This is a genomic window from Actinoplanes sp. NPDC051861 (assembly GCF_040681145.1).
Taxonomy (GTDB): domain Bacteria; phylum Actinomycetota; class Actinomycetes; order Mycobacteriales; family Micromonosporaceae; genus Actinoplanes.
In genome coordinates this window covers 184,392-205,744 of the sequence record NZ_JBFAYE010000016.1, presented here as the reverse complement: position 1 = coordinate 205,744, position 21,353 = coordinate 184,392, and the positions used below count along the sequence as shown (strand labels likewise).

The 21,353-nt window shown below is 71.3% G+C and carries 22 protein-coding genes and 1 pseudogene; 12 read left to right on the top strand and 11 right to left on the bottom strand.

Annotated elements, in window-relative coordinates; all coding sequences use genetic code 11:
* Positions 1 to 40 precede the first annotated feature (40 nt).
* Complete coding sequence (locus AB0M02_RS33140) at positions 41 to 970, top strand: aminoglycoside phosphotransferase family protein (RefSeq protein WP_364234094.1); 930 nt, start codon at positions 41 to 43, stop codon at positions 968 to 970.
* On the opposite strand, the gene AB0M02_RS33135 is transcribed toward AB0M02_RS33140, so the two are convergent.
* The 3 genes from AB0M02_RS33135 to AB0M02_RS33125 are packed head-to-tail and all read right to left on the bottom strand — an operon-like array spanning position 876 to position 3,282.
* Positions 876 to 1,784, bottom strand: a complete 909-nt coding sequence (locus AB0M02_RS33135; RefSeq protein ID WP_364234092.1) for a bile acid:sodium symporter family protein — start codon at positions 1,782 to 1,784, stop codon at positions 876 to 878. The genes AB0M02_RS33140 and AB0M02_RS33135 overlap by 95 nt on opposite strands.
* A gap of 41 nt (positions 1,785 to 1,825) precedes the next feature.
* Positions 1,826 to 2,599, bottom strand: a complete 774-nt coding sequence (locus AB0M02_RS33130) for a maleylpyruvate isomerase N-terminal domain-containing protein (RefSeq protein WP_364234090.1) — start codon at positions 2,597 to 2,599, stop codon at positions 1,826 to 1,828.
* Complete coding sequence (locus tag AB0M02_RS33125; RefSeq protein WP_364234088.1) at positions 2,596 to 3,282, bottom strand: helix-turn-helix domain-containing protein; 687 nt, start codon at positions 3,280 to 3,282, stop codon at positions 2,596 to 2,598. The genes AB0M02_RS33130 and AB0M02_RS33125 overlap by 4 nt, the downstream gene beginning before the upstream one ends.
* Positions 3,283 to 3,339: 57 nt before the next feature.
* On the opposite strand from AB0M02_RS33125, the gene AB0M02_RS33120 reads away from it, so the two are divergent.
* Genes AB0M02_RS33120 through AB0M02_RS33100 form a run of 5 tightly spaced genes read left to right on the top strand, consistent with a single transcriptional unit; the run spans position 3,340 to position 5,824 of the window.
* Positions 3,340 to 3,723, top strand: a complete 384-nt coding sequence (locus AB0M02_RS33120) for a VOC family protein (RefSeq protein ID WP_364234086.1) — start codon at positions 3,340 to 3,342, stop codon at positions 3,721 to 3,723.
* 28 nt (positions 3,724 to 3,751) lie between these two features.
* Entirely contained in the window at positions 3,752 to 4,570 is an 819-nt protein-coding gene (locus AB0M02_RS33115) for an alpha/beta hydrolase (protein WP_364234084.1), read from the top strand.
* A 45-nt stretch (positions 4,571 to 4,615) separates the two neighbouring features.
* Positions 4,616 to 4,954 (top strand): metalloregulator ArsR/SmtB family transcription factor, encoded by a 339-nt coding sequence (locus tag AB0M02_RS33110; protein ID WP_364234082.1) that lies wholly within the window; start codon positions 4,616 to 4,618, stop codon positions 4,952 to 4,954.
* Positions 4,951 to 5,403: an SRPBCC domain-containing protein gene (locus AB0M02_RS33105; RefSeq protein WP_364234080.1), complete on the top strand. Its 453-nt coding sequence runs from the start codon at positions 4,951 to 4,953 to the stop codon at positions 5,401 to 5,403. The genes AB0M02_RS33110 and AB0M02_RS33105 overlap by 4 nt, the downstream gene beginning before the upstream one ends.
* Positions 5,396 to 5,824 (top strand): DUF6069 family protein, encoded by a 429-nt coding sequence (locus tag AB0M02_RS33100; RefSeq protein WP_364234077.1) that lies wholly within the window; start codon positions 5,396 to 5,398, stop codon positions 5,822 to 5,824. The genes AB0M02_RS33105 and AB0M02_RS33100 overlap by 8 nt, the downstream gene beginning before the upstream one ends.
* Before the next feature lie 25 nt (positions 5,825 to 5,849).
* Here AB0M02_RS33100 and rox read toward each other — a convergent pair whose 3' ends face one another.
* The 3 genes from rox to malQ all read right to left on the bottom strand — a co-directional run bounded on the left by rox (position 5,850) and on the right by malQ (position 10,448).
* The gene (rox, locus tag AB0M02_RS33095; RefSeq protein WP_364234075.1) at positions 5,850 to 7,271 is read right to left on the bottom strand and encodes a rifampin monooxygenase; all 1,422 of its coding nucleotides are present in this window, start codon (positions 7,269 to 7,271) and stop codon (positions 5,850 to 5,852) included.
* A 104-nt stretch (positions 7,272 to 7,375) separates the two neighbouring features.
* Positions 7,376 to 8,509, bottom strand: a complete 1,134-nt coding sequence (locus AB0M02_RS33090) for a cellulose binding domain-containing protein (RefSeq protein WP_364234072.1) — start codon at positions 8,507 to 8,509, stop codon at positions 7,376 to 7,378.
* Between the two features lie 121 nt (positions 8,510 to 8,630).
* Positions 8,631 to 10,448, bottom strand: coding sequence for a 4-alpha-glucanotransferase (malQ, locus tag AB0M02_RS33085; protein WP_364234069.1), 1,818 nt, complete (start codon positions 10,446 to 10,448; stop codon positions 8,631 to 8,633).
* 97 nt (positions 10,449 to 10,545) lie between these two features.
* Here malQ and AB0M02_RS33080 point away from each other — a divergent pair, with 97 nt between their 5' ends.
* On the top strand, positions 10,546 to 11,661 hold the full coding sequence (locus tag AB0M02_RS33080) for a cellulose binding domain-containing protein (protein WP_364234067.1): 1,116 nt from the start codon (positions 10,546 to 10,548) through the stop codon (positions 11,659 to 11,661).
* On the opposite strand, the gene AB0M02_RS33075 is transcribed toward AB0M02_RS33080, so the two are convergent.
* On the bottom strand, positions 11,651 to 13,102 hold the full coding sequence (locus AB0M02_RS33075; protein ID WP_364234065.1) for a GGDEF domain-containing protein: 1,452 nt from the start codon (positions 13,100 to 13,102) through the stop codon (positions 11,651 to 11,653). The two genes, AB0M02_RS33080 and AB0M02_RS33075, sit on opposite strands and share 11 nt — an antisense overlap.
* A gap of 177 nt (positions 13,103 to 13,279) precedes the next feature.
* Between AB0M02_RS33075 and AB0M02_RS33070 the strand changes: the two genes are divergently transcribed.
* The gene (locus AB0M02_RS33070) at positions 13,280 to 13,744 is read left to right on the top strand and encodes a hypothetical protein (protein ID WP_364234063.1); all 465 of its coding nucleotides are present in this window, start codon (positions 13,280 to 13,282) and stop codon (positions 13,742 to 13,744) included.
* Here the strand turns inward: AB0M02_RS33070 and AB0M02_RS33065 are convergent, their stop codons facing one another.
* Positions 13,745 to 14,143 carry a VOC family protein gene (locus tag AB0M02_RS33065; RefSeq protein WP_364234062.1) on the bottom strand — a complete coding sequence of 133 codons (399 nt, stop codon included), beginning with the start codon at positions 14,141 to 14,143 and terminating at the stop codon, positions 13,745 to 13,747.
* Here AB0M02_RS33065 and AB0M02_RS33060 point away from each other — a divergent pair.
* Positions 14,142 to 15,449: pseudogene (locus AB0M02_RS33060) on the top strand (S8 family peptidase); the annotation flags it as partial. The gene AB0M02_RS33065 and the pseudogene AB0M02_RS33060 sit on opposite strands and share 2 nt — an antisense overlap.
* Here the strand turns inward: AB0M02_RS33060 and AB0M02_RS33055 are convergent.
* Complete coding sequence (locus AB0M02_RS33055) at positions 15,449 to 15,634, bottom strand: glycine zipper domain-containing protein (RefSeq protein WP_364234128.1); 186 nt, start codon at positions 15,632 to 15,634, stop codon at positions 15,449 to 15,451. The pseudogene AB0M02_RS33060 and the gene AB0M02_RS33055 sit on opposite strands and share 1 nt — an antisense overlap.
* Positions 15,635 to 15,692: 58 nt before the next feature.
* Here AB0M02_RS33055 and AB0M02_RS33050 point away from each other — a divergent pair, with 58 nt between their 5' ends.
* Both AB0M02_RS33050 and AB0M02_RS33045 read left to right on the top strand, forming a co-directional pair.
* A complete protein-coding gene (locus tag AB0M02_RS33050; RefSeq protein ID WP_364234126.1) occupies positions 15,693 to 16,076 on the top strand; it encodes a CAP domain-containing protein in 384 nt (127 codons plus the stop codon).
* Positions 16,077 to 16,212: 136 nt separating this feature from the next.
* The gene (locus AB0M02_RS33045; RefSeq protein ID WP_364234059.1) at positions 16,213 to 17,121 is read left to right on the top strand and encodes a GNAT family N-acetyltransferase; all 909 of its coding nucleotides are present in this window, start codon (positions 16,213 to 16,215) and stop codon (positions 17,119 to 17,121) included.
* Positions 17,122 to 17,125: 4 nt separating this feature from the next.
* Here AB0M02_RS33045 and AB0M02_RS33040 read toward each other — a convergent pair whose 3' ends face one another.
* On the bottom strand, positions 17,126 to 18,043 hold the full coding sequence (locus AB0M02_RS33040) for a glycosyltransferase (RefSeq protein WP_364234057.1): 918 nt from the start codon (positions 18,041 to 18,043) through the stop codon (positions 17,126 to 17,128).
* Positions 18,043 to 19,857: a glycosyltransferase family 39 protein gene (locus AB0M02_RS33035; protein ID WP_364234055.1), complete on the bottom strand. Its 1,815-nt coding sequence runs from the start codon at positions 19,855 to 19,857 to the stop codon at positions 18,043 to 18,045. Before AB0M02_RS33035 ends, AB0M02_RS33040 begins: the two co-directional genes overlap by 1 nt.
* A 195-nt stretch (positions 19,858 to 20,052) precedes the next feature.
* Between AB0M02_RS33035 and AB0M02_RS33030 the strand changes: the two genes are divergently transcribed.
* Positions 20,053 to 21,351 (top strand): sugar ABC transporter substrate-binding protein, encoded by a 1,299-nt coding sequence (locus AB0M02_RS33030; protein WP_364234053.1) that lies wholly within the window; start codon positions 20,053 to 20,055, stop codon positions 21,349 to 21,351.
* Positions 21,352 to 21,353: the final 2 nt, after the last annotated feature.

The window sequence follows — 21,353 nt, the reverse complement described above, 5'->3', positions numbered from 1 at the left end:
CTTCCCGACGAGCCGGGCGGGCGCAAAGGAGAATCGGGGGGTGATCGAGGTACCCGGAGACTTCGCCGCGTGGCGTGCCCGCGTGAACGGCGAGGCCGGTCGCAGGTGGGTGGAGTCGCTGCCGGAGCTGGTGGAACGGCTCGCGGTCCGGTGGCAGCTCACCGTGGACGACGCGGCGGTGCGGTACGGAGCTCTGAGCCTCGTGGTCCTGGTCCGTCGCGGCGGGCAGCCGCTGGTGCTCCGGATCGGCTGGCCCGAGGAGACCACCGTGGGTGAGATCGCCGCGTTGCGCGCGTGGGACGGCCACGGGGTGATGGCGCTGCACGACGCCGACCCGGAGACCGGCGCGCTGCTACTGGAGCGCCTGGACCACGACCGCTCCCTGCACACGCTGCCGATCGAGGAGGCCGCGGAGGTCGCCGGGGCGCTCATCCGTACGCTCGCCGTGCCCGCACCGGCCGGTGTCAACAGCCTGTGCGCGATCGCGGCCGGGATCTCCGAGCGGCTGATCCGGCGCGACCGCGCCCTGGGCAGCCCGATTCCGCGGCGCTGGGTGGAGGCGGCGCACCGGTACGCCGCCGAGCTGGGACCGGCCGGGGAGCGGGTCCTCGTCCACGCCGACCTGCACTACGGCAACGTCCTCGCCGCGGTACGCGAGCCGTGGCTGGCCGTCGACCCGCGCGCGGTGCACGGGGCGCCGGAGTACTCCGTACCGGAGCTGATGTGGACCCGCGCCGACGACCTGCGTGCGGACGCGGACGTGCGGCACCTGCTCCGCACCGTCGTCGAGGCCGGGCGGCTGGACGCGGAGATCGCGTACGGCTGGGTGGTGGCCCGCTGCGCCGACTACTGGCTCTGGGGTCTGGAGCACGGCCTCACGGTTGACCCGGTTCGGTGCGAACGGGTTCTGAGTGCGCTTGCTCCGCTCGCGACCCGCGGGTTACCAGGAGGCCGAACGCGGCGGCGGTGAAGAACATGACGATGCCGTACACGGCTGCCGGTATCGCCATCTCGCTGCTGTTCAGCAGGGCCGGGCTGATCGCGATGGTGATCGCCAGCGTGCTGTTGTGGATGCCGATCTCCATGCCGGCCGCGATGGACTCGCGCCTGCCGACGCCGGCCAGCCTCGGTGCGCCGTACCCGATGGCCAGGCTCGCCACGTTGAAGATCAGGACAGCGATGCCGACGGCGGCGAGGTAGTCGAGGACGTTGTCGCGTTCCTTGATCACTGTTCCGGCGATCACCGCGACCAGCACGATCACGGAGAGGATCTTCACCGGGCGGGCCAGGCGGTCGGCGAGGCCCGGGAAGCGTGCCCGCAGCGCCATGCCGATCGCTACCGGCACGAGCACGATCGCGAAGACCTGCACGACCTTGTCGAACTGCAGGCCGAGGGATTCGGCGTCGCTGAGGAAGTACGCGGCCGACAGGTTCACCACGACCGGCAGCGTGACGACCGCCAGGACCGAGTTGACGGCCGTCAGGGTCACGTTGAGCGCCACGTGCCCGCCGAAGAGGTGGCTGTAGAGGTTGGCCGTCGTGCCGCCGGGTGACGCCGCGAGCAGCATCATGCCGACCGCGAGCTCGGGCCGCAGATCCAGCGCCACGACGAGCCCGAAGCAGAGCACGGGCAACACCAGGGTCTGGCAGACGAGCGCGATCAGCGCCGGCCTGGGGTAGCTCACGACGCGGCGGAAGTCGGCGACGGTGAGGCCGAGCCCCAGGCCGAGCATGATGATGCCGAGCGCGACGGGCAGCCCGACTGTGGTCAACGGCGAGTCCATGGCGCAGCATTCTGCCCCACGAATGTGGCGCAGGTCACGCCCTAGATTCCGGGATCCCAGTCGATCAGGCGCTCGATGTGCACGGGGTCGCCCTCGAACTTGAGGGAGTCCAGCTGGACGCGGTTGTAGAAGAACAGGACCAGCTCACTCGCGGACCCCGTCACGGAGATCCCGGCCGCCGGGCCGGCTGCGGGTCCGGCCTGCCGTGCCACCCGCGCGCCCTCCTCGGAGAGGTCCAGCCGCCAGGAACGGCCCTCGGTGGCGTGGTACTCGACGACGACCGGCTCGTGCGGCCAGGGCGTGGTCGTCGCGCAGCAGGTGAACTGGAAGTCCTCGACACCGTCCAGAGCCACCTCCTCCGGCAGGGGCTGCGGGGCGCCGGCGGTGAGCTGAGCATCGTACGTATGAACGGCGATCTCCTGCAGCTGATGGCGCGCGGCGGCACCTGCGGTCCGCGGCGACTGCGACCGGCGCCACCACGCCCAGCAGCCGCGATCCGGCCCGGCCTCGCGCAGCGCGCCGATCAGCTGCCCCGCCGACTCGGCCAGCCAGGCGTTCAGCGCCTCGCGGTCGTCGGCGGGCGGCATCTCGCTCGCCCACACCGACGGGTCCGGCAGCGTTTCGGCCGGGCCCGCGGCGATGATGGCGGCCCACTTGCGGCGTCCCTCCCCCAGGTGCCGCACCAGGTCCAGCAGCGTCCACTCGGGACAGCTCGGCACGCGGGCGTCCAGGCTGGGCGCGGCGGCGACGGCGGCGCGGAACGCGGCCGAGCGCTCGTCGATCAGCTGGAGCAGGTCGGGAAAGTCCAAGGTCATTCGCACTCGCCCTGTCTATCACTGTTGCGCAGGAGAGCGGCACCGAGTATTGCGGCCGTCCGCTCCTGCCACTCGTCCGGCGTCCAGCCGCACACGTCGGTGAACTGCAGATACGTCTCCGCGTTGGTGAGGGTGAAGGCGATGTCGCGGGCCTGATCCGGGTCCAGCTCCGGCCGGAGGGCGGCGCGGTCGGCGAGCAGCCCGGCGAGGACGCCGAACGCGGTGCGGGTCTGCTGCTGGTTGGTCTCCCACTGGGCGGCGAGTTCGGGGTCGGTGCCGATGGCGCCCCGCATCACCCGCATCAGCGGCGCCACCCGGCGGAGGATCTCCCGGCTGCCGGCCAGCCACAACTCGAGGATCCGCCGCGGGTCGGGCTCCTCCTGGATCTCCCGGAGCCACGGGCGGTCGAGCAGCGGCACGGGCTCGTCGTCACCGGTCGCGGCGACGTCCATGACGTGTTTGAGCAGCGTGCGCTTGTTGCCGAAGTGGAAGTACACCGTCTGCACGGCCACGCCGGCCCGGTCGGCCACCTGTTCGAGCAGCGTCGCGCCGTAACCGCGCGCGACGAACTGCTCGGCGGCCACCTCGACGATCCGCCGCCGGGTGGCGCGAGCCTGCTCGGCCCGGGTGAGCCGGCGCCCGGCACTGTCGCCTTTCGTCGTCCGCTTGACAGGGTTCGTCATTCGCTAGAGCCTACTCTAGTAACTCACTAGAGGCACTTCTAGCGAAAGGCGTACGCGATGCCCCAGCTCTCCGGCGTCCATCACGTCAAACTGCCGGTGACCGACCTGGACCGCAGCCGCGACTGGTACACGTCGGTCCTCGGACTCGGCGTGGACATCGAGTTCACCGAGGACGGCGTCGTGCGAGGCCTTGCCCTCAGCGATCCGGACGGTTCGCTGAGCCTGGCACTGCGCCACGACCCGGAGCGCGCGGCGGCGCTGGCGGGCTTCGACCTCGTCGCCCTCGCCGTGCCCGCCCGGGACACCGTGCAGGCATGGCTGCGACGGCTCGACGAGCTCGGCCAGCCGCACGGCGGCGTCGTGACCGGGCACCGGGGCGGCTCCGTGCTGGTCGGCCTGCACGACCCGGACGGCATCGAGATCCGCCTGTACGCGGACTGACCTCCCACTACGAGAACGGAGAACCATCATGATCGAAACCCGGTTCTGGTCCGGCGACACCGAACTCGCCTGGACCGACTCCGGCGGCGACGGTGATCCCCTGCTGCTGATACACGGCGGCGGGCTGGCGGACTGGTTCACGCCGATGGCGGCCGAGCCGGCGCTGAAACGGCACCGCGTGATCCGCATGGTGCGTGCCGGGTACACCGGTGCACCCGTGCCCGGCGGGCTCACCGTCGGGGACTTCGGCGACCACGCGGCGGCGGTGCTCCGGCAGCTGGGCACCGGGCCCGCCCACGTCGTCGCGCACTCGTCGGGCAGCGCGGTCGCACTGCAGCTGGCCGTCGACCATCCCGAGCTGGTCCGCACGCTCAGCCTCTGCGAACCACCGCTGCTGGACGCTCTGGTCGCTCCGGAGGACCTCGCTCAGCTCCACGCCGTGCTAGGGCCGGCCATCGGTGCGGCCATGGCGGCGGTCGCTCGCGGGGACGTGGCCGCGGCCTTCGAGGCGTTCATGACCCCGGTCTGCGGGCCGGATCACCGTCGTGTGATGGAGTCGGTGCTCGGCGTGGACGTCGTCTCCCCGTCCGCGTATTTCTTCACCGGTGAGATGCCGGCCGTGGGGGCGTGGGACGTGGATCTCGCGCGGGTTCGCGTACGCGTGCTGCTTGTTCTCGGAACCGACAGCCCGCCGCCGGTGCACCGCCTGGTGGCCCGCCTGGCCGGCCTGATCCCCGGCGCCTCGGTCGCGACGATCGCCGGCGCCGGCCACCTGATGCCCCTGACCCACGCCGCGGAACTCAGCCGGGTGATCGACGCCTTCTGCCACACCCACGCACGCGCCTGACGTACGACATTGAACCGATCGGTTCAATGTAATAAAGTGAACCACATGGTTCAGCAAGAGGTTCTGGATCGGGTGTTCGCGTCGCTCGCCGACCCGACCCGCCGCGGCATCCTCGTCCGGCTCGGGGAGGGCCCGGCCACCGTCGGCGAGCTGGCGGAGCCCACCGGCATGACCCTGACCGGCATGAAGAAGCACGTCCGGATCCTCGAGGACGCCGGGCTGATCGTCACGGAAAAGGTCGGCCGGGCACGCGAGTGCCGCCTCGGCAGCGCGCCCCTCGACGAGGCGATGGCATGGATCAGCTTCTACCAGCGCCTCTGGGCCCGACGGCTGGACGGCCTGGACGCCTACTTCACGCTCCGTGACCCGAAAGGATCCCGATGACGCTCGACATGCGGATGACGCGGCAGCTGCCGGCCACACCGGAGGAGGTCTTCGACGCGTACACGGACGCGGAGAAGCAGAAGATCTGGTTCAGCATCCTCGACGAGGAGCCCGGCATCGTGGAGATCGAGGTCGATCTGCGCGTCGGCGGGACACAGACGGCGGTGTGGGGGCCGAACCGCGACACGCTGTTCCGCGAGACGCAGACGTTCATCGAGATCGACCGGCCGCACCGGCTGGTCACCGAGTCCACGGGTTCCAGCCCGGACGGCATGACGATGACGACGCGCATCGAGATCACGTTCGAGAAGAACGACGACGGCACGCTGATGACGGTCGTGCAGAGCGGTTTCCCGGTGCCGGAGATCCGCGACTTCTTCGTCGGCGAGGTGTGGGCCGGCGCGTTCGCCCGCATCGAGGCGTTCCTGGTCAGGTACGCCGATGCCTGACCGCTCCCGCGCCGCCGTCGTCGCGGCGGCCGTCGCTGCAGCGGTGGTCGTCAACCTCGTCGTCCACGGCATCGGCCGGGCAGCCGGCGGCACCTTCCGGTTCACCGCCGCGACCGGGCCGGCCGAGGTGGACGCGATCACGGTCACCGGTTTCAGCGCGGTGCCGCTGCTGATCGGGCTCACGGTGGTGGCGTTGCTGGCGCCGTTCGCCTCGTGGGTCACCCGGGCCGCGCTGATCGCCGGTCCGGCACTGGCGGTGGGCACGATCCTCGGCATGACCGTGCCCGCCGACTTCGACACGACGAGCACGGTGACGCTCGCCCTCTGCCACCTGACCCTCGTCCCCATCATCGTGGTCGCGGTGCGTGCCCTCGCACGACGGGCGGAGACCGTCCGCGCCGCCCGAACGTCAGCCGCGTGAGGGAAACCCGCCGGCACGGCCTTGCTCAGCCGTGCCGGCGGGGGAGGTGAGCACCGAACCAGCGTGGCAGGTGTGCCGCCAGGTCCTCCTGGTCGGCGCCGACCCAGGCGACATGCCCGTCGGGGCGCAGCAGAACCGCCGGCACGTCGCCGTCGAGTTCCGCCTCGGCGTCCACGACGTGATCGACCCGGTCCGCCCATCCCTGGACCGACAACAGCCCCGTCCGGTCCAGCAGCAGCCCTTGACCGCCTCGCATCAACTCGTAGAGCCGGCCCCGCGAAAGCCGCACGTCCCGCATCCGGCGGCCCAGCAGCGGATGGCCCGGCCCGAAGTCGTAACGGACCGAGAGCGCCGTCACCTTCTCGGTCAGGAAGCGGCTGACCTCCTCGATCTCCATCAGCTGGGCGAAGAGGCGCCGGACCGGTGACTCCGACATCAGCTGCATCTGCGCGCGGGAGTTGTCCAGCACGTCCGCCGCTACCGGGCGCCGCTCAGCCTCGTAGGAGTCGAGCAGGCCGTCCGGTGCCCAGCCGCTGATCGAGGCCGCCAGTTTCCAGCCCAGGTTGAAGGCGTCCTGGATACCGAGGTTCAGCCCCTGGCCACCGGTCGGCGGGTGGATGTGTGCCGCGTCGCCCGCCAGGAGGACCCGGTCCACGCGGTAGCGGGTGGCGAGGCGGGTCGCGTCGCCGAAGCGGGACAGCCAGCGCGGTGAGTGGACGCCGAAGTCGGTTCCCGCGTACTCCTTGAGCTGTTGCCGGAAATCGTCGAGGGTCGGCGGCGTCCGATCCAGCCCGGCCGCCGGGACGACGACCCGGTATCCACCTCCACCGACCGGGCCGACGCCGAAGCGGAGATGGGTCCGGCGCACCGAAGCGACGACGGCCGCGATCGTCTCGGGTGACTCGGTCGCCTCCATCTCGCCGAGCAGTGTCATCGTCTGAGCCGGTTCGCCGGGAAAGTCGATGCCCGCGAGTTTGCGGACCGTGCTGCGGCCGCCGTCGCAGCCGACGAGGTACCGCCCACGAACCGTCGTGCCGTCCTCCAGCACGGCAGTGACCCCGTCGTCGTCCTGGCTCAGGCCGGTCACCGCAACGCCTCGGCGAAGGGAGGCGCCGGCGGCGACGGCGTGCGCGGCCAACAGCCGGTCCGTGACGGTCTGCGGGATGGCGAGGATGTAACCGTGCGTGGTGTCCAGCCGCGGCACCGCACCGGGCAGGCTCGCGAACCAGGCGCCCATCGGGTGCTTCGTCCCGTTCGCGAGGAAGACGTCCAGCAGGCCGCGCTGGTCCATCACCTCGATGCTGCGCACGTGCAGGCCGAGCGAGCGGACGAACGGCGCCGGGTGCGGTTCCCTCTCCAGAACCGTCACCTCGACGCCGTGCAGCCGTAGTTCCGCGGCGAGCATCATGCCCGTCGGCCCGCCGCCAACGATGATCACGTCAGTCATGTGTCCCCCGGGTTTGCGCAGGTGGACGGCTATCGTGCGCCCTCACCCGGGTCTTGCGGCAAGCCCCGCCGTGCGATATAGGTTGAGTATGGCCGGAACGGCTGTCAGGCCCTGGTGCAGGTCGCGCCGTTGAGCGTGAAGGCCGGCGGCGACGCGAAACTGCCGCTGTACGTGGCCTGGAACCCGAAACTCGCACTTGCCCCGGCGGCGATCGCGCCGTTGTAACTGACGTTACGCGCCGTGACCGCCCCGGACGTCCCGCTCAGCGTGGTACCCCAGGAGCCGGTGATCGACTGCCCGCTGGGCAGGGTGAAGCCGAGGGCCCATCCGTTGATCGCCGAGCTGCCGGTGTTGGCGACCGTCACGTTGGCGGTGAACCCGCTGTTCCAGACGTTGGTCGCGTACGTCACCCGGCACGACGCGGTCCCGGGGTTCGGATTGGACGGCGACGGTGACGGCGACGTCGGGTTGGTCGGGCCACCGCCGTTCACCGACGCGCTGAAGCTGTTGACCGCCAGCCCGACTCCCCCGATCCACGGCTCGAAGCCGGCCTGGATGCTCGTCAGGTACCACGAGTCGGTGATCGCCCCGCGGTTCTTCACGTCGTTGACGAAGTCCAGGACGCTGAAGCTCCAGCTGTTGATCGGCGACGGCGCCACATAGGAGACCACCGCGTTGGAGCCGTTGCTGCCGCGCCAGACCTCCCAGGTCCGGCCGCCGACGTTGGCCGTGCCGACAGCCGATCCGATCGGCTGGATCGAGCCCTGCCGGTTGAACCAGATCATGATCTCCTGGGCGTTGACACCGTCGGTACGCGGCGACGGGTCGAGCCAGATGTCGAACGACGCGTTGTAGGTGGCGCCGGACACGTACGTGTACGAGATGCTGCTGGTGGCACTGCCGATCGAGCTGACCCGCATCGGCAGGTTCGTGCCCGGCGAGCACCGCGTGTAGTGGCAGCCGAGGTAGACCGCCGGGTAGGAAACGGGGGCGCCGCTCGTGTTGCCGACGTTCTGCTGGCTGTTGATCCGGAAGCCGGTGTCGGTGACATTGATGCACTGCTCGTTGCTGCCGCCCCAGCGGTTGTTCATCGCGATGTAGCGGCCGCCGATGGTGGTGGCGCCGTACTGCTCACAGATCAGCGTGTCGGCCTGGGCGGGCTGGGCGAGCACGAAGCCGGTCAGGGCCGTGGCGCCGAACAGCGCGACGGCCAGGAGGGAACGGAAGGCACGTCTCATGGAAGCTCCTTGGGCCGGGAACCCAACGGGGATGGTGGGAGCGCTCCCAATCGACGGTAACGGGAAGTTGACAATTGTCAATCCGAGAGGCGCCGGCTCGATGCCGGCGCCTCCGAAGGTGTCAGACGGTGCGGCCCTCGGCGAGCGTCGCCAGCACGTCACCGGCCAGCGGCGCGGCGAGCAGGTCCTCGACGGGTTCCGGCAGGCCGATCCGCCAGTTCGGGTACTCGTCGATCGTGCCGGGCATGTTGGGGCGCTCGGCGACACCGGCGGCGTCGTCCAGGGTGGCCACGACCACCCTGGACGGGCAGGCGGCGAGGGCCCGGTACTCGGCTATGACGGCAGCGCGTACATCATCGGTCCTGATCGGCCCCGACGGGTCGATCCCTCCCCGCGCGCACAACTCCCGCCGGGTGTCCTCGACGAACTCCGGGTCGAACGCCTTGCCGATCAGCTCCATCGCGGCCCGGTCCGATCCGGTCAGGATGCCCGCGATCGTCGCCTGGTCGTGCGTGCCCGCGGCGCCCATCGAGCCTTCCGGGTTCGCACCGGAGCGCGCGCCCATCTCGGTGCGGTAGCCGAGCATCCCGATCGACGCCATCGTCTCCCGCACCTCCGGGGCCACCGTCCCGATGTCCTCGCCGACGATCCACGCACCGGCCCGCGCCGCCTCGATCCGCAGCACCGCCAGCATCTCGTCGACGGGATAGCGCACATACGCGCCGTCCGCGACGGAACCCGCGACCGGCACCCAGAACAGCTGCCACAGCTGCATGACGTGGTCGATGCGCAGCGCTCCGGCGTGCCGCAGGCCGGAGCGCACCAGCGCCACGAACGGCGCGAAGTCCGCGTTCACCAGGGCACACGGGTCGAACGGCGGCAGCGACCAGCGCTGGCCCTCCCGGTTCCACGGGTCGGCGGGGCAGCCCACCTCGAAGTCGAGGGCGAGCAGGTCCTGGTGCTGCCACGCGTCGGCGGACGCGAAGTCGAATCCCACGGCCACGTCGAGGCACACCGTCGCCCCGCTGCGGCACGCGGTGGCCAGCTGACGGTCGGCCACCCACTGGCACCACTCGTGGTAGCGGACCCGGTCGGCGTGCTCCCCGGTGAACACCGCGACGGCCGGGTTGGCCGGGTGCGCGTACCGCGAAGGCCACTTCCGCCAGTCCGCGCCGTGGATCTCGGCGAGCACGGACCAGGTGGCGAACGTGGTCAAGGCGGCACCGCGCTCAGCGGCCCACCGCCGGAACTCGGCCGGCTGGTCGTGGCGGATCGCGGCCCAGATCCGTTCCAGGGCCGCCGACTTGAGCCGGGCGACGGCGTCCCGGTCGATGCGCCGGTCGGCGTTCAGGCGGCGGCCGGCCTCGGCGAGGTCGGAGAGGTCCACCCGCTCCGCGCCGGGGGCGTCGCCGGGCGCGATGTGCAGGACGTTCAGCCACATCCGGCTGGCCGGGCTGTACGGCGAGTTCATCGCCGGCACGACCGGCGCCATGGCGTGCACCGGGCTCACCATGATCACACCGGCGCGGCGGGCGGTGAGCGAGCGCGCGATCAGGGCCAGGTCACGGAAGTCGCCGATCCCCCAGGAGTCGCGGCTGCGGGCCGCGTACAGCTGCACCGCGAGGCCGGACGTGCGGGGCGGCTGCGGCAGGTGCTCGGGAGCGGCCAGCAGCAGGTGGGTCGAGCCGTCGTCGGTGGTGAGCCGGTGGTATCCGGGGCGATCCACGGTCCCCTCGGCCCGGACGACCGTGCCGTCCTCCAGCTCCACCTTGCCGAACAGCAGCGGATGCCATCGTCCGGGCGTCGCGATGACGACGTCGCTGTTCAGCGCCGCCGTCCGGTCGAATCGCGCGGTGAGGGCGTCCCGGGTGTGGCCGGGGACGGCACGGTGGATCCCGAACGCGTCCGTGAAGCCGGCGACGACATAGCTGCTGTTCATACCGCTGACGGTGCCGACCCCGGGGTGCCCGGCGATTGTCGGCGGGGAGCAGCCGTGGTGCATTGACGCTCGTGAATGGCACATGCACCCTGGGGTCATGAATTCACGCTCCGCAACCAGACGGACGCTGGCGGCAGTCACCGCCACCGCCGTCGCGACCCTCGCGGCCCTGCTCGCGGTGACTGTCACCAGCGCGCAGGGCAGCCCGGCGTCGTCCGCCTCCGCCTCGCCGGGTGTCACCCCGCCGAGCCCGTCCAAGTCGCCGATGCCACCGGCGGCACCGACCGGTGTCACGGCCACGGTCACGTCCACCTCGGTGACCCTGTCCTGGACCGCCTCCAAGCCCGGCTGCTGCGGCGTCGCGGGCTACAACGTCACGTACGCCCAGGCCTTCGACGACGTCTACCGGCTCGCGCAGGCCGGTAACGCCACCAGCGTCACGATCACGGCGGGCATCTACCCCGCGCAGCAGTACACGTTCCGGGTCACCGCGTACGACGACGCCAACCACAGCTCGCTCGCCTCCGAGCCGGTGACCGTCGTGACCCCGCGCTCCGACAACGGCACCGACACCGTCCCGCCGCAGGCGCCGTCCCAGCTCACCGTCACCGCCCAGACGCCGGCCGGCCCCACCCTGAGCTGGTCGCCGTCCACCGACGACGTGGGCGTGACCGGCTACAACGTGTACTGGTTCGACGGCTGGTTCTCGTCCCGGCTGGTCGCCACGGTCACCGGTACGTCGTACACCGCCCCGATGTACGCCACCCGCAACGTCTACTACATCCGCGCCCGCGACGCCGCGAACAACGTGTCGATCGCCTCGAACACCGTCACGGTCGAGACGACCTCGCCGACCAGTCCCCCGCCGTCCAGCTCACCGCCACCGCCGCCCCCGGCGTGCAAGGTGAGCTACACCAACACCGCGCAGTGGGACCGCGGCTTCGTGGCCTCGCTGACCGTCACCAACACCGGCACGGTCCCGGTGGACGGCTGGACCGTGGCCTTCACGTACGGCGGTGACCAGCGGATCCTCTCCGCCTGGAACGCCGTCCACACGCAGGACGGCCCGGCCGTCACTCTGCGCAACGCGCATTGGAACGGCTCGCTGGCCCCGGGCGCCAGCCGCACCGTCGGCCTGCAGGGCACGTGGACCGCGAGTGCACCCGCACCGGCCGCGTTCACCCTCAACGGCCTGCCCTGCACTACTGGCTGAGAGCGACGGGCGCCGGCTCGGACCGGCGCCCACGCTTGACCGCGTACATCGCCGTGTCCGCCCGGCGCAGCAGCTCGGCCGGGTCCCCCGGCGCGTCGCTGACGAGGGCGACACCGATGCTCGCGCCCACACCGGCCGGACGCCCGCCGATGATCATCGGCTCGGCGACCGCCGCGACGAGCCGCTCGGCCAGCTCCTGCGCCGGCCGCGAGGTCAGCACCACGAACTCGTCACCGCCGAGCCGGCAGACCACGTCACCGCCCGCCACGCCGGTCAGCCGCGCGGCGATCTCGCGCAGCAGCTGATCACCGGCCTGGTGACCGAGCGTGTCGTTGACCGCCTTGAAGCCGTCCAGGTCGAGCAGCATCACGGCCGTGTCGGCGCCGGTCTTCTCGTACCGGGTCACGGCGTCCGCGAGGTGCCGCGCGAAGTACGCGCGATTGGCCAGCCCGGTCAGCTCGTCGTGCCACGCCTGATGCTGCAGCTGCCCGGTCAGCACCCGGTTCTCGGCGAGCAGCCGCCCGTTCTCCCGCAGCGCCACCAGCTGACGGACCGTCACCAGGCACAGCAGGATCCCGACGCCGATCACGACACCCCAGCGCTGCCGGTCCAGCCCCGGCCCGACCACGACTACGAGCAGGCCGAACGCGGCCGCCGAGGCACCGTAGGGCAGCACGCTGAACGGCCGCCGCTCCCCCGCCGCCCCCGCCGTCCCGGACTCCGTCGCCCGGTACTGCACCAGCCCGCCGCCCAGCGAGAACAGCTGGGCCAGCAGCAGCAGGGCCGCGGCACCCGGACCCGCGTCGTCCGGCAGCGTGGTGGCGAACCCGGACAGCCCGATGCAGACCGCGAAACAGATCAGCGTCGGCCGGACGATCAGCTTCGCCCCGGCCAGCGCGACACGCACCACACCGAATCCGGCCACCAGCACCATCACCGGCAGCGCCAGCGCCTCGGACAGCGCCAGCCAGCCGTCCGACGGCGTCCATCGGTGACTCACCGTGAAGTACCAGATGAACGACGCCGCGCCGAGCAGCACGATCGCCGCGTCGAGCCCCATCTGCAGCCGTTCGGCGCCGCGCCGCACCGTCGTCGGATAGCGGAACACGGCGGCGAGGGTGAGCAGGCCGGCCATCGGATAGATCAGCTGGGCACCGTACATCGGCATGTCGCGCCCGGTGCCCGCGGTGATCAGCAGCGCGCCGAGGTCGACGGCCATGCCGGTCGCGTAGGCCAGCAGCGCGTACACCAGGCTCGTCCAGAACCGGGCGGTCGGCCGGGCAAGTCCGGGCACCCGCGCGGTCCGGAAGAAGACGTGCGCCAGCGCCGTGATCAGCGTCAGGTCCACGGCCACGACCAGCGGATCCGCCATCGCCGCCGGCAGCACCAGCGTCGCGGTCACCGCCAGCGCCGCGCACACGGCACCACCCAGCAGCAGCATCTTCCCCCGATTCCGAAGTCTTGCGCCTTATCGGCATATGGGGGGACTTCTTAAATTCAAAACCATCATCGGGTACGCGCTACGCGTCCTGCCGCCACATGAGCGGGCCGGCGAGGCGATCCCCAAGGCCGTCGCCCGGCGCCGGCCTATGAGATCCGGCCGTCATGTGAGAGCAGAATGACGCCCGTGACCACCGATCCGACGATGGCCCGCATAGCCGAGGGCGTTCAGCTGCACCACGGCCGGGGACAGCGCGACGCCGCCCGGGAGCTCTTCGCGCGCGTGTGGGACGAGATCGGCGGAGACCAGGGCGATCCACTGCACGTGTGTGTGCTGGCGCACTCGATGGCCGACGTGCAGGACGACGCTCGCAAGGAACTCCTCTGGGACCAGCGGGCACTCGCGGCGGCCGATCTCCTCACCGACGACCGCGTGGCCGAAACCGGGGTACCGCTCACCAGGGCCGCCCTCTATCCGTCCCTGCATCTCAACATGGCGGACTGCTACCGCAAGCTCGGTGATCTCCCCCGCGCCCGCGAGCACCTCGAACAGGCGCGGGACGGCATCGGCGCGCTCGGCGACGACGACTACGGGCGGCTGATCAGAAGCGGACTGGACCGGCTGACGGAACTGCTGGCCTGATCAGACGTCCGCCTCCAGCGCGAACGTGTTGCCGTCCGGGTCGCGGAACCAGGCGATCCGCCCGCCGCCGGCCCGTTCAGTGATGCCACGGGCGTCGTGCTCCAGCCCCTCGTAGCGGGCGAACTCGACACCGGCCGCCGTCAGCTCGTCGACGAGCTGGTCGAGGTCGGCGACGTACCAGGTCGCCAGCGTCGCCTCGCTCTTGCCCGCCGTGACCGACTGGTAGACGTTCAGCGCGGGACCACCGCCGGAACCGTAGACCCGGCCACCGCCGGTGATCCGGGCGCTGGGACCGGACCACAGCGCCGTGAGGCCGAGTCTCCCCTCGTAGAACGCGACCGCCCGCTGGATGTCGGACACCGCGACCGAGGTGCGCACGGGATAGGCGTCAAGAGGCATGCCCCCACCCTTCCACAGAGCGCGGTCCACCGTGGAGGACTCGGGCCTACACCCGAAGCGCAACAGTCCGACATCTCGAATGACAACCGTCGCCTCCGAATCTGATTGGCGTAGACAACACGAGGGGACGTTGTTCATGAAGGTTCAGTTCCGTAGGTATGCCGTTACCGCCGTCGCCACCGGGGCTCTCGCCGCCGGGGCTCTCGCCGCTGTCGGCGCCGTCGCACTTCCGACCGGCTCGGCCGGCTGGGAGCCCGTCACCTACGGCTTGACCGCCAGCCCGGAGCAGCTGCTCCCGGCCACGGTCTCCGCCGAGAAGCCCGCCCGGGTCGTCACGACCACGATCGGCGCGGACGGCAAGCCGGTCATCTCGGTGCGGGAGGCCACCGACAAGGCCTCCGCGGCCGAGCTGGTCAAGCAGGGGCAGAAGACGACCGACGCGGTGAGCGTTGAGGCCGACGCGCCGATGTACGCGCTCGGCGTACCGTCCGGATCGGACCCGAGCCGCAGCAAGCAGTGGGACTTCGCGAAGCTGAAGGTCGCCGAGGCCTGGACGAGGTCGACCGGTGAGGGCGTCACCGTCGCGGTGATCGACACCGGTGTCGACTCGAAGCACCCGGACCTGGCCGGCAAGGTGCTCAGCGGCTACGACGCGCTCACCAACAAGGCCGGCGTGGTGACCGACGGGAACGGGCACGGCACGCACGTGGCCGGCACGATCGCCGCGCTCACCGGCAACGAGGTCGGCATCTCGGCGGTCGCGCCGGACGCCAAGATCCTGCCGATCAAGGCGCTCGGCTCGAACGGCAGCGGCAACATGTCCGACGCCGCCGAGGGCATCATCTGGGCCGCCGACCACGGCGCTCAGGTCATCAACATGTCGCTGGGCTCGACGTCCAAGGTCGCCGCGGTCACCAACGCGATCAACTACGCCCGCGGCAAGGGCGTGACCGTCGTCGCGGCGGCGGGCAACAGCCGTACGTCGGGCAGCCCGACCTCGTACCCGGCGGCCGACGCCGGTGTCATCGCGGTGGCCGCCACCGACGCGAACGACCGCTACGGCAGCTACTCGAGCGCCGGCAGCTACGTCGACGTCGCCGCGCCGGGCAGCAACATCCTCAGCACGTACCCGACGGCCCTCGGCACCTCGTACAAGACGATGAGCGGCACCTCGATGGCCTCGCCGCACATCGCGGCCGTGGTCGCGCTGCTGAAGGCGGCGAACCCGGCGCTGACGCCGGACCAGATCGAGGCCGCCATGGAGAAGACCGCGGTCGACCTGGGCAACAAGGGCTTCGACAACGACTACGGCAACGGCCGCGTCGACCCGGTGGCCGCGCTGGCGTCGGTCGCACCCGGCTCGACGACCGCGCCCACCACCGCGCCCACGACCGCCCCGACCAAGGCGCCGACGACCGCTCCCACCACGAGCGCGCCGACCACCGCTCCCACCACGGCTCCCACCACCGCTCCGACGACCGCCCCGACCACGAGCGCGCCGACCAAGGCGCCGACGGTCGCTCCCACCACGAGCGCTCCGTCCGGCACCGTGGCGAGCTACGAGGCCGAGGTGATCGCGCTGACCAACGCGCAGCGGACCGCCAACGGCTGTGGGGCCCTGCGTGCCGACGACCGGCTCACGACCGCGGCCCGCGCACACAGCGCGGACATGGCGGCGAAGAACTTCTTCAGCCACACCGGCTCCGACGGCAGCGACTTCGTCACCCGGATCAAGCGGACCGGATACACCGGAGCGTCGGCGGAGAACATCGCCAAGGGTTACCGCACCCCGCAGGCCGTCGTGACCGGCTGGATGAACAGCTCCGGCCACCGCGCCAACATCCTCAACTGCAGGAGCATCGCGGTGGGCGTCGGCCTGGTGATCAAGGCGGACGGCACCACGTACTGGACCCAGGACTTCGGCCGCATCTGACCGATCCGCACATCGACGACCGGGGGCGGCGGGCTGAGAGGCTCGTCGCCCCCGGTTGTTATCGTGGCCGGGTACCGCTCGGTAGCGGGTCGTCCAGTGGAATGCGCGTGTCGCGCCCCGCGAGGAAGGTCCGCCCATGTTGATCCGCCAGTTCGCCCGCGGTGACCGCGAACAGGTCACCTCGCTCGTCAACGCCCACGTCGCCGCGGTCGTGCCCGGCGCGTCGGTCTCGGTACAGGCCCTGATGAGTCACCTCGAACGCGAGCCCGGCGAGTTCATCGTCGACCGGTGGGTCCGCGAGCGCCTCACCCTGGTCGCCGAGCAACGTGGACGCGTCGTGGCCGCCGCCCATCTCCTGCGCTATGCGGACGACGCCGCCACCGGCGAGCGCTACCGGAACGCCGGCGAGATCCGCTGGCTGGCCTGCTGGCCGGACGCACCCTACTGGCCCGACGCCGCACAGGCCGGCGACGCCCTGGCCCTGGCCTGCCACGCCCAGTTCCAGCGGTGGGGCGTGACCCGCCGCTACGCCGACGGAGCGATGCCCGCCCCCGGCGTGTACGGCATACCCGAGCAGTGGCCGCACATCCGATCGCTCTACGAGCGGGCCGGCTTCCACAGCGCCGGCCCGATCGAGGTGATCCTGCTCGCCCGGGTGGACCGGCTGCCCCGCCCACCCGCACCGGTTCCCGGCCTGACCACACGCCGCACGGCCGGCATCAACGGCACCCGGCTCACCGGCGTCTCCGGCACCGCCGCGCTCGGCTGGATCGAGGTCGACACGAACCTCGACGCGGGCCCGCGCATGTCCCGGATGGGCGCATGGGCCGACATCGGCAACCTGTGGGTCGACCCCGCTCACCGCCGCCAGGGCATCGGCACGTGGCTCGTCGGCCAGGCCGCCACCTGGCTGGAACTCGGCGGCACCGAGCGCCTCCTCGACTACGCCGGCGCCGACGAGGAGCCCTACCGCGCCTTCCTGACCGCCACCGGCTTCACCGAACTGACCCGCACCACCCGCGACTTCACCACCGACCCCACCTGACCCCCTACGGCCCCGAGTTCGCGCGGCGGCCTCGCCAGCCGTCGGCGAAGCCGCGCAGCATCCAGCCGGGCCGGTGCAGGCGGGGCGGCTCGAACAGGACCCGCAGCAGGAACCAGCGGTACAGGAACGAGGCCGTCCGCGCCGACCACCACGGTTTGCGCAGCCAGTTCTCGCGGACGAGCACCGTGCCGTTGCGGGCGATCCAGTACAGCCGCCACGCCGGGTGCACGGAGGCGGCGAGGGAGAGGCCGAGGAAGCGGTACCGGCGGCGTTCGCCCAGGCTGTGCCGCAGCGTGACCCGGGTGTCCTGGACGATGCGATGGCCACCCCGGCGCACCCGAAGGCAGAAGTCAGCATCGACGAAATCGACGAAGAACTCCTCGCGGAACGGCTGAAAACGCTCGAACACACTCCGCCGCACGAGCATGCCCGACGTGATGACGGTGTCCCGGTCCCGCACCGGCGCGCCGGGTCGCCGTCTGTCCGTGCGGGCGAGCCGCCGGAGCGCGTGGAGGGCCGGCGCCGGCGGCCGGCGGCGGCGCGGCGGCTCCAACGACTCACCGGAGCGGGCGTCGACCGGGACCGGTGCGGCGACGGCTACCGCCGGGTCGGCCAGGTGCGGGGCCAGGCCGCCGACGTGGTCGTGGCCGAGTACCGAGTCCTGGTCGAGCAGGAGCACCGCCTCCGCGTCCCGGTCCAGGCTCCGGGCCGCGGTGTTCAGGCCACCTGCCAGACCGCGGTTGTCGCCCGGGCGCAGCACCACGACACCGGGCCGGGCGGCCAGGCGCGCGCTGGCCGAGAAGGCGTCCGCCGGAGTGTTGTCCACGACGATGACCTGGGTGCAGGACGCCGCGGCGGTCTCCACCACCGCATGCAGGCGCTCGTCCGGGAAGTACGCGGTGACCAGCGCGCTGACCCGCATCAGGCTCCCGCCGCCGGCCGGCAGTCGGACAGGCCCCACTGTGGTTCACCGGCCGGGTGGCAGGCCGACGCCACCCAGGTGCTGATCGCCGGGTTGAGGGTGGTCTCGCGCCGGCCCGGAACGAACAGCACATATCGCACGTCGCCCCGCTGGACCATCTCGGCGAGCCCGGCCTGTCCGGGGAACGGCGTGCTGCCGGTGAAGCCACCCATCGGCAGCACGGACTCGCCGGCCAGCACGAGCGGACCGGCGTTGACCGAGCCCTGGACGGCGACCAGATACTTCTCGCCGGCGTGCTGCCCGCGCAGGAACGTGCGCAGCGCATCGGTCTCGGCCGTCGTCCAGTCGCCGATCCGCCGCGCCGCCTGACCGTCCGGCACCGGCTCGGTGGAGGCGGCCGGCGGACCGGCGTGCGGGCCCGCCGACGTACCCCGGAACCGCGCGTCGCCGGTCGACACCGACCAGACCACCGGCGCGAGCAGCACGGCGACCAGCCCGGTCGCAAGCCCGGCCCGGGCGGTCGCCGCGCGCACCGTCAGGAGCACCACCGCCGCCAGCCCGGTGATCGCCACGACCGGGCCGAGCCAGGGATGAAAGCCGGGAAACTGGTATATGAGGTACAGATCCCAGACAACGGTCAGGGCGAGGATCGCGGGCAGGAGCCAGGGCCGGGAAGCCCGCCCGCGCCAGAGGCGGACGATGCCCGCGGCACCCAGGGCGGCCAGGGCCGGCGCGGCGGCGACCACGTAATAGGAGTGGGAGACCTGACCGGTGCTGAACGCGGCCATGTGGGCGACCAGCCACAGCCCCCAGACGAGACAGCCCACGTCGCGGCTGCGCCGCCAGGCCGAGACTCCCAGGACCAGGCCCGCGATCGCCAGCGGCAGACTCCAGGTGACCTGCGGCGCGACGTCATGGACAACCGTGTGCAACAGCCCGGCCGGCGGCCCGGCCGCGCCGGCGCCGGTGCTGACCGTGCCGCCACCCGAGACCCCGAAACGGCCGAACAGGTTGTAGCCGAGGATCATCGACAGCAGCGAGTCGTCCGTGGAGGCGTCCACATAGGGCCGCGAACCCGTCACCGCGAACAGCACGATCTGCCAGGACGAGACGGCCAGCATCACCAGACCGGCCAGGCCCAGGTGGCCCCAGCGGCGACGGGCCGGACCGGGCGCCCCGAGGGCGTACCCCACCACCAGGGCCGGCAGCACCAGCCAGGCCTGCAACATCTTGACCTGGAACGCCAGCCCGAGCCACGCACCGGCGAGCAGGAGCAACCACAGCCGGCCGGTGAGCGCCGAACGCTGCGCGGCGTCGGCGGCGAGGAGCAGCAGCATGACCAGCAGCGCGTCGGCGATCTGGGAGTGGGCGAGGGCGGCCAGCACCGGCGTCGTGGCGAGCAGGACCGCCGCCAGCACGCCGGCGACCGGTCCGAGCCAGCGGCGCACGACCAGGTGGAGCACCACGACCGAGACCAGCGCGGCGACGACCTGCGGCAGCATCAGCGACCACACGTGGAAGCCGAAGACGCGCGCCGACAGCGCCTGCACCTGGAACGCGCCGGGCAGCTTGTCGAGGGTGATCGAGGCGTCCGGGTCGAAGCCGCCGAACAGCAGCGCCCGCCAGCTGGACGACATGCTGCGCACGGCGGGCGCGTAGTAGACGTGCATCTGGACGCTGGTGATGCCCCAGGCGTAGACCACCGCCGCCGCCGCGACCACCAGCCCCACGGCCGCGCGTGCGAGGCCCGGCCGGGCGGTGACGGGACCGTCGTTGTCGGTAAATAGACGTGTTTGTAGGACCCCGTGACTCACCCCGCCACCCTACAAGTCGATCAGAGTCGATGTCCTACCCAATTCAGGTGGATAGCCCGGCTATGTCGGGTCACACACGTCGCGACAGACTGAGCAAACGTATGTACGCAAACGTATGCGGTGCGAGTACGGTCCCGACTACCCGGCAACCGGGCCGGGCTGAGGCAGGAGGCGCGTGGGATGAGGACCCAGCGGTTGTCCCTCCTGACGGTCGCGGCCCTTCTCGGGGTCGCCGGCTGTTCCCAGGGGACCGAAACACCGGAGTCCGCGGCCGAGCAGGCCGTGCCGGCCACGACCAGTTGCGCCACCAAGGGCGAGCTCACCATGTGGGAGCGCTCGGGCGGCAACAAGGACATGGTGGACATGCTGGTCGCGGCCTGGAACACGAAGAATCCCGACTGCAAGGTCGCACTGACATACATTCCGCACACCGAGATGGTCGGGAAGATCGCCCAGGGCATCGCCTCCGGCCAGGTCCCCGATCTCATGGGGATGGACCTGATCTACGCACCGCAGTTCGAGAAGGCGGGCCAGCTGGTCGACCTCACGAGCCGCATCAAGGACTGGCCCGAGCTGGTGAACGCCAGCAAGGGGCACATGACCGTCGCGACCTATGAGGAGAAGCTCTACGGCGTCCCGCTGTACGCCGACGTCTCCGCGCTCTTCTACAACAAGGACCTGTTCAAGCGGGCCGGCCTCGACCCGGCCAAACCACCGGCCAGTCTCGCCGAGCTGCGGTCGTACGCGGACCGGATCACCGCGCTGGGCGGGGACGTCAAGGGCTACTACCTGCCCGGCAACTGCGCCGGCTGCAACATCTTCACGGTCGGGCCGCTGATGTGGGCCTCGGACGCCAAGATCGAGGCGGCCGGGCCGGGTGACGAGCCGCTCGTCGGCGACGGGATCAAGCAGGTGCTGCAGTTCGAGCGGGACATGGTCAAGGCCGGCAACGTCCACGAGGGCGACCGGACGGAGAACGGCGAGACGTTCCACCTGCAGTTCGGCTCCGGCAAGGTCGGGATGATGGGCACCGGCAACTTCAACATCACCCTCGCCCGCCAGCAGAACCCCAAGATGGACTTCGGCATCGCCCTGCTGCCCGGCGTCCAGCCCGGCTCCAGCGCCTCGTTCATCGGCGGTGACCTCGTGGTCGTGCCGAAGGGCAGCAAGCGGGTCAACGACGCGGTCAACTTCATGAAGTTCCTGCTCTCCGACGAGGTCCAGGTCGAGGTGTACGCGAAAGCGCTCAACCTGACCACCCGCAGCGACATGGTCGACAACAAGTACTTCCAGGCCGAGCCCCTCGTCCAGGACGTGGCGAAGGCGCTGACCGTGGGCCGGACGCCGTACACGCTGACGTTCTTCGAGCAGATCAACTCGCCGCAGGGGCCGTGGCTGAAGATGCTGCAGCGCGCCTACTACAGCGACGACGACCTGGACACGGTCATCGCCGACGCGAAGAAGGCGATGAAGGAGATCGCCGCGAAGTCCTGACG

Excerpts from the sequence above, each read along its gene's own strand:
- AB0M02_RS33065 (WP_364234062.1), bottom strand. The coding sequence starts at position 14,143 with ATGCCTCTTGACGCCTATCCCGTGCGCACCTCGGTCGCGGTGTCCGAC.
- AB0M02_RS33090 (WP_364234072.1), bottom strand. The coding sequence starts at position 8,509 with ATGAGACGTGCCTTCCGTTCCCTCCTGGCCGTCGCGCTGTTCGGCGCC.
- AB0M02_RS33075 (WP_364234065.1), bottom strand. The coding sequence starts at position 13,102 with ATGCTGCTGCTGGGTGGTGCCGTGTGCGCGGCGCTGGCGGTGACCGCG.
- AB0M02_RS33130 (WP_364234090.1), bottom strand. The coding sequence starts at position 2,599 with ATGACCTTGGACTTTCCCGACCTGCTCCAGCTGATCGACGAGCGCTCG.
- AB0M02_RS33045 (WP_364234059.1), top strand. The coding sequence starts at position 16,213 with ATGTTGATCCGCCAGTTCGCCCGCGGTGACCGCGAACAGGTCACCTCG.
- AB0M02_RS33080 (WP_364234067.1), top strand. The coding sequence starts at position 10,546 with ATGAATTCACGCTCCGCAACCAGACGGACGCTGGCGGCAGTCACCGCC.
- AB0M02_RS33115 (WP_364234084.1), top strand. The coding sequence starts at position 3,752 with ATGATCGAAACCCGGTTCTGGTCCGGCGACACCGAACTCGCCTGGACC.
- AB0M02_RS33105 (WP_364234080.1), top strand. The coding sequence starts at position 4,951 with ATGACGCTCGACATGCGGATGACGCGGCAGCTGCCGGCCACACCGGAG.
- AB0M02_RS33120 (WP_364234086.1), top strand. The coding sequence starts at position 3,340 with ATGCCCCAGCTCTCCGGCGTCCATCACGTCAAACTGCCGGTGACCGAC.
- AB0M02_RS33070 (WP_364234063.1), top strand. The coding sequence starts at position 13,280 with ATGACGCCCGTGACCACCGATCCGACGATGGCCCGCATAGCCGAGGGC.
- AB0M02_RS33135 (WP_364234092.1), bottom strand. The coding sequence starts at position 1,784 with ATGGACTCGCCGTTGACCACAGTCGGGCTGCCCGTCGCGCTCGGCATC.
- AB0M02_RS33040 (WP_364234057.1), bottom strand. The coding sequence starts at position 18,043 with ATGCGGGTCAGCGCGCTGGTCACCGCGTACTTCCCGGACGAGCGCCTG.
- malQ (WP_364234069.1), bottom strand. The coding sequence starts at position 10,448 with ATGAACAGCAGCTATGTCGTCGCCGGCTTCACGGACGCGTTCGGGATC.
- AB0M02_RS33110 (WP_364234082.1), top strand. The coding sequence starts at position 4,616 with ATGGTTCAGCAAGAGGTTCTGGATCGGGTGTTCGCGTCGCTCGCCGAC.
- AB0M02_RS33125 (WP_364234088.1), bottom strand. The coding sequence starts at position 3,282 with ATGACGAACCCTGTCAAGCGGACGACGAAAGGCGACAGTGCCGGGCGC.
- rox (WP_364234075.1), bottom strand. The coding sequence starts at position 7,271 with ATGACTGACGTGATCATCGTTGGCGGCGGGCCGACGGGCATGATGCTC.
- AB0M02_RS33100 (WP_364234077.1), top strand. The coding sequence starts at position 5,396 with ATGCCTGACCGCTCCCGCGCCGCCGTCGTCGCGGCGGCCGTCGCTGCA.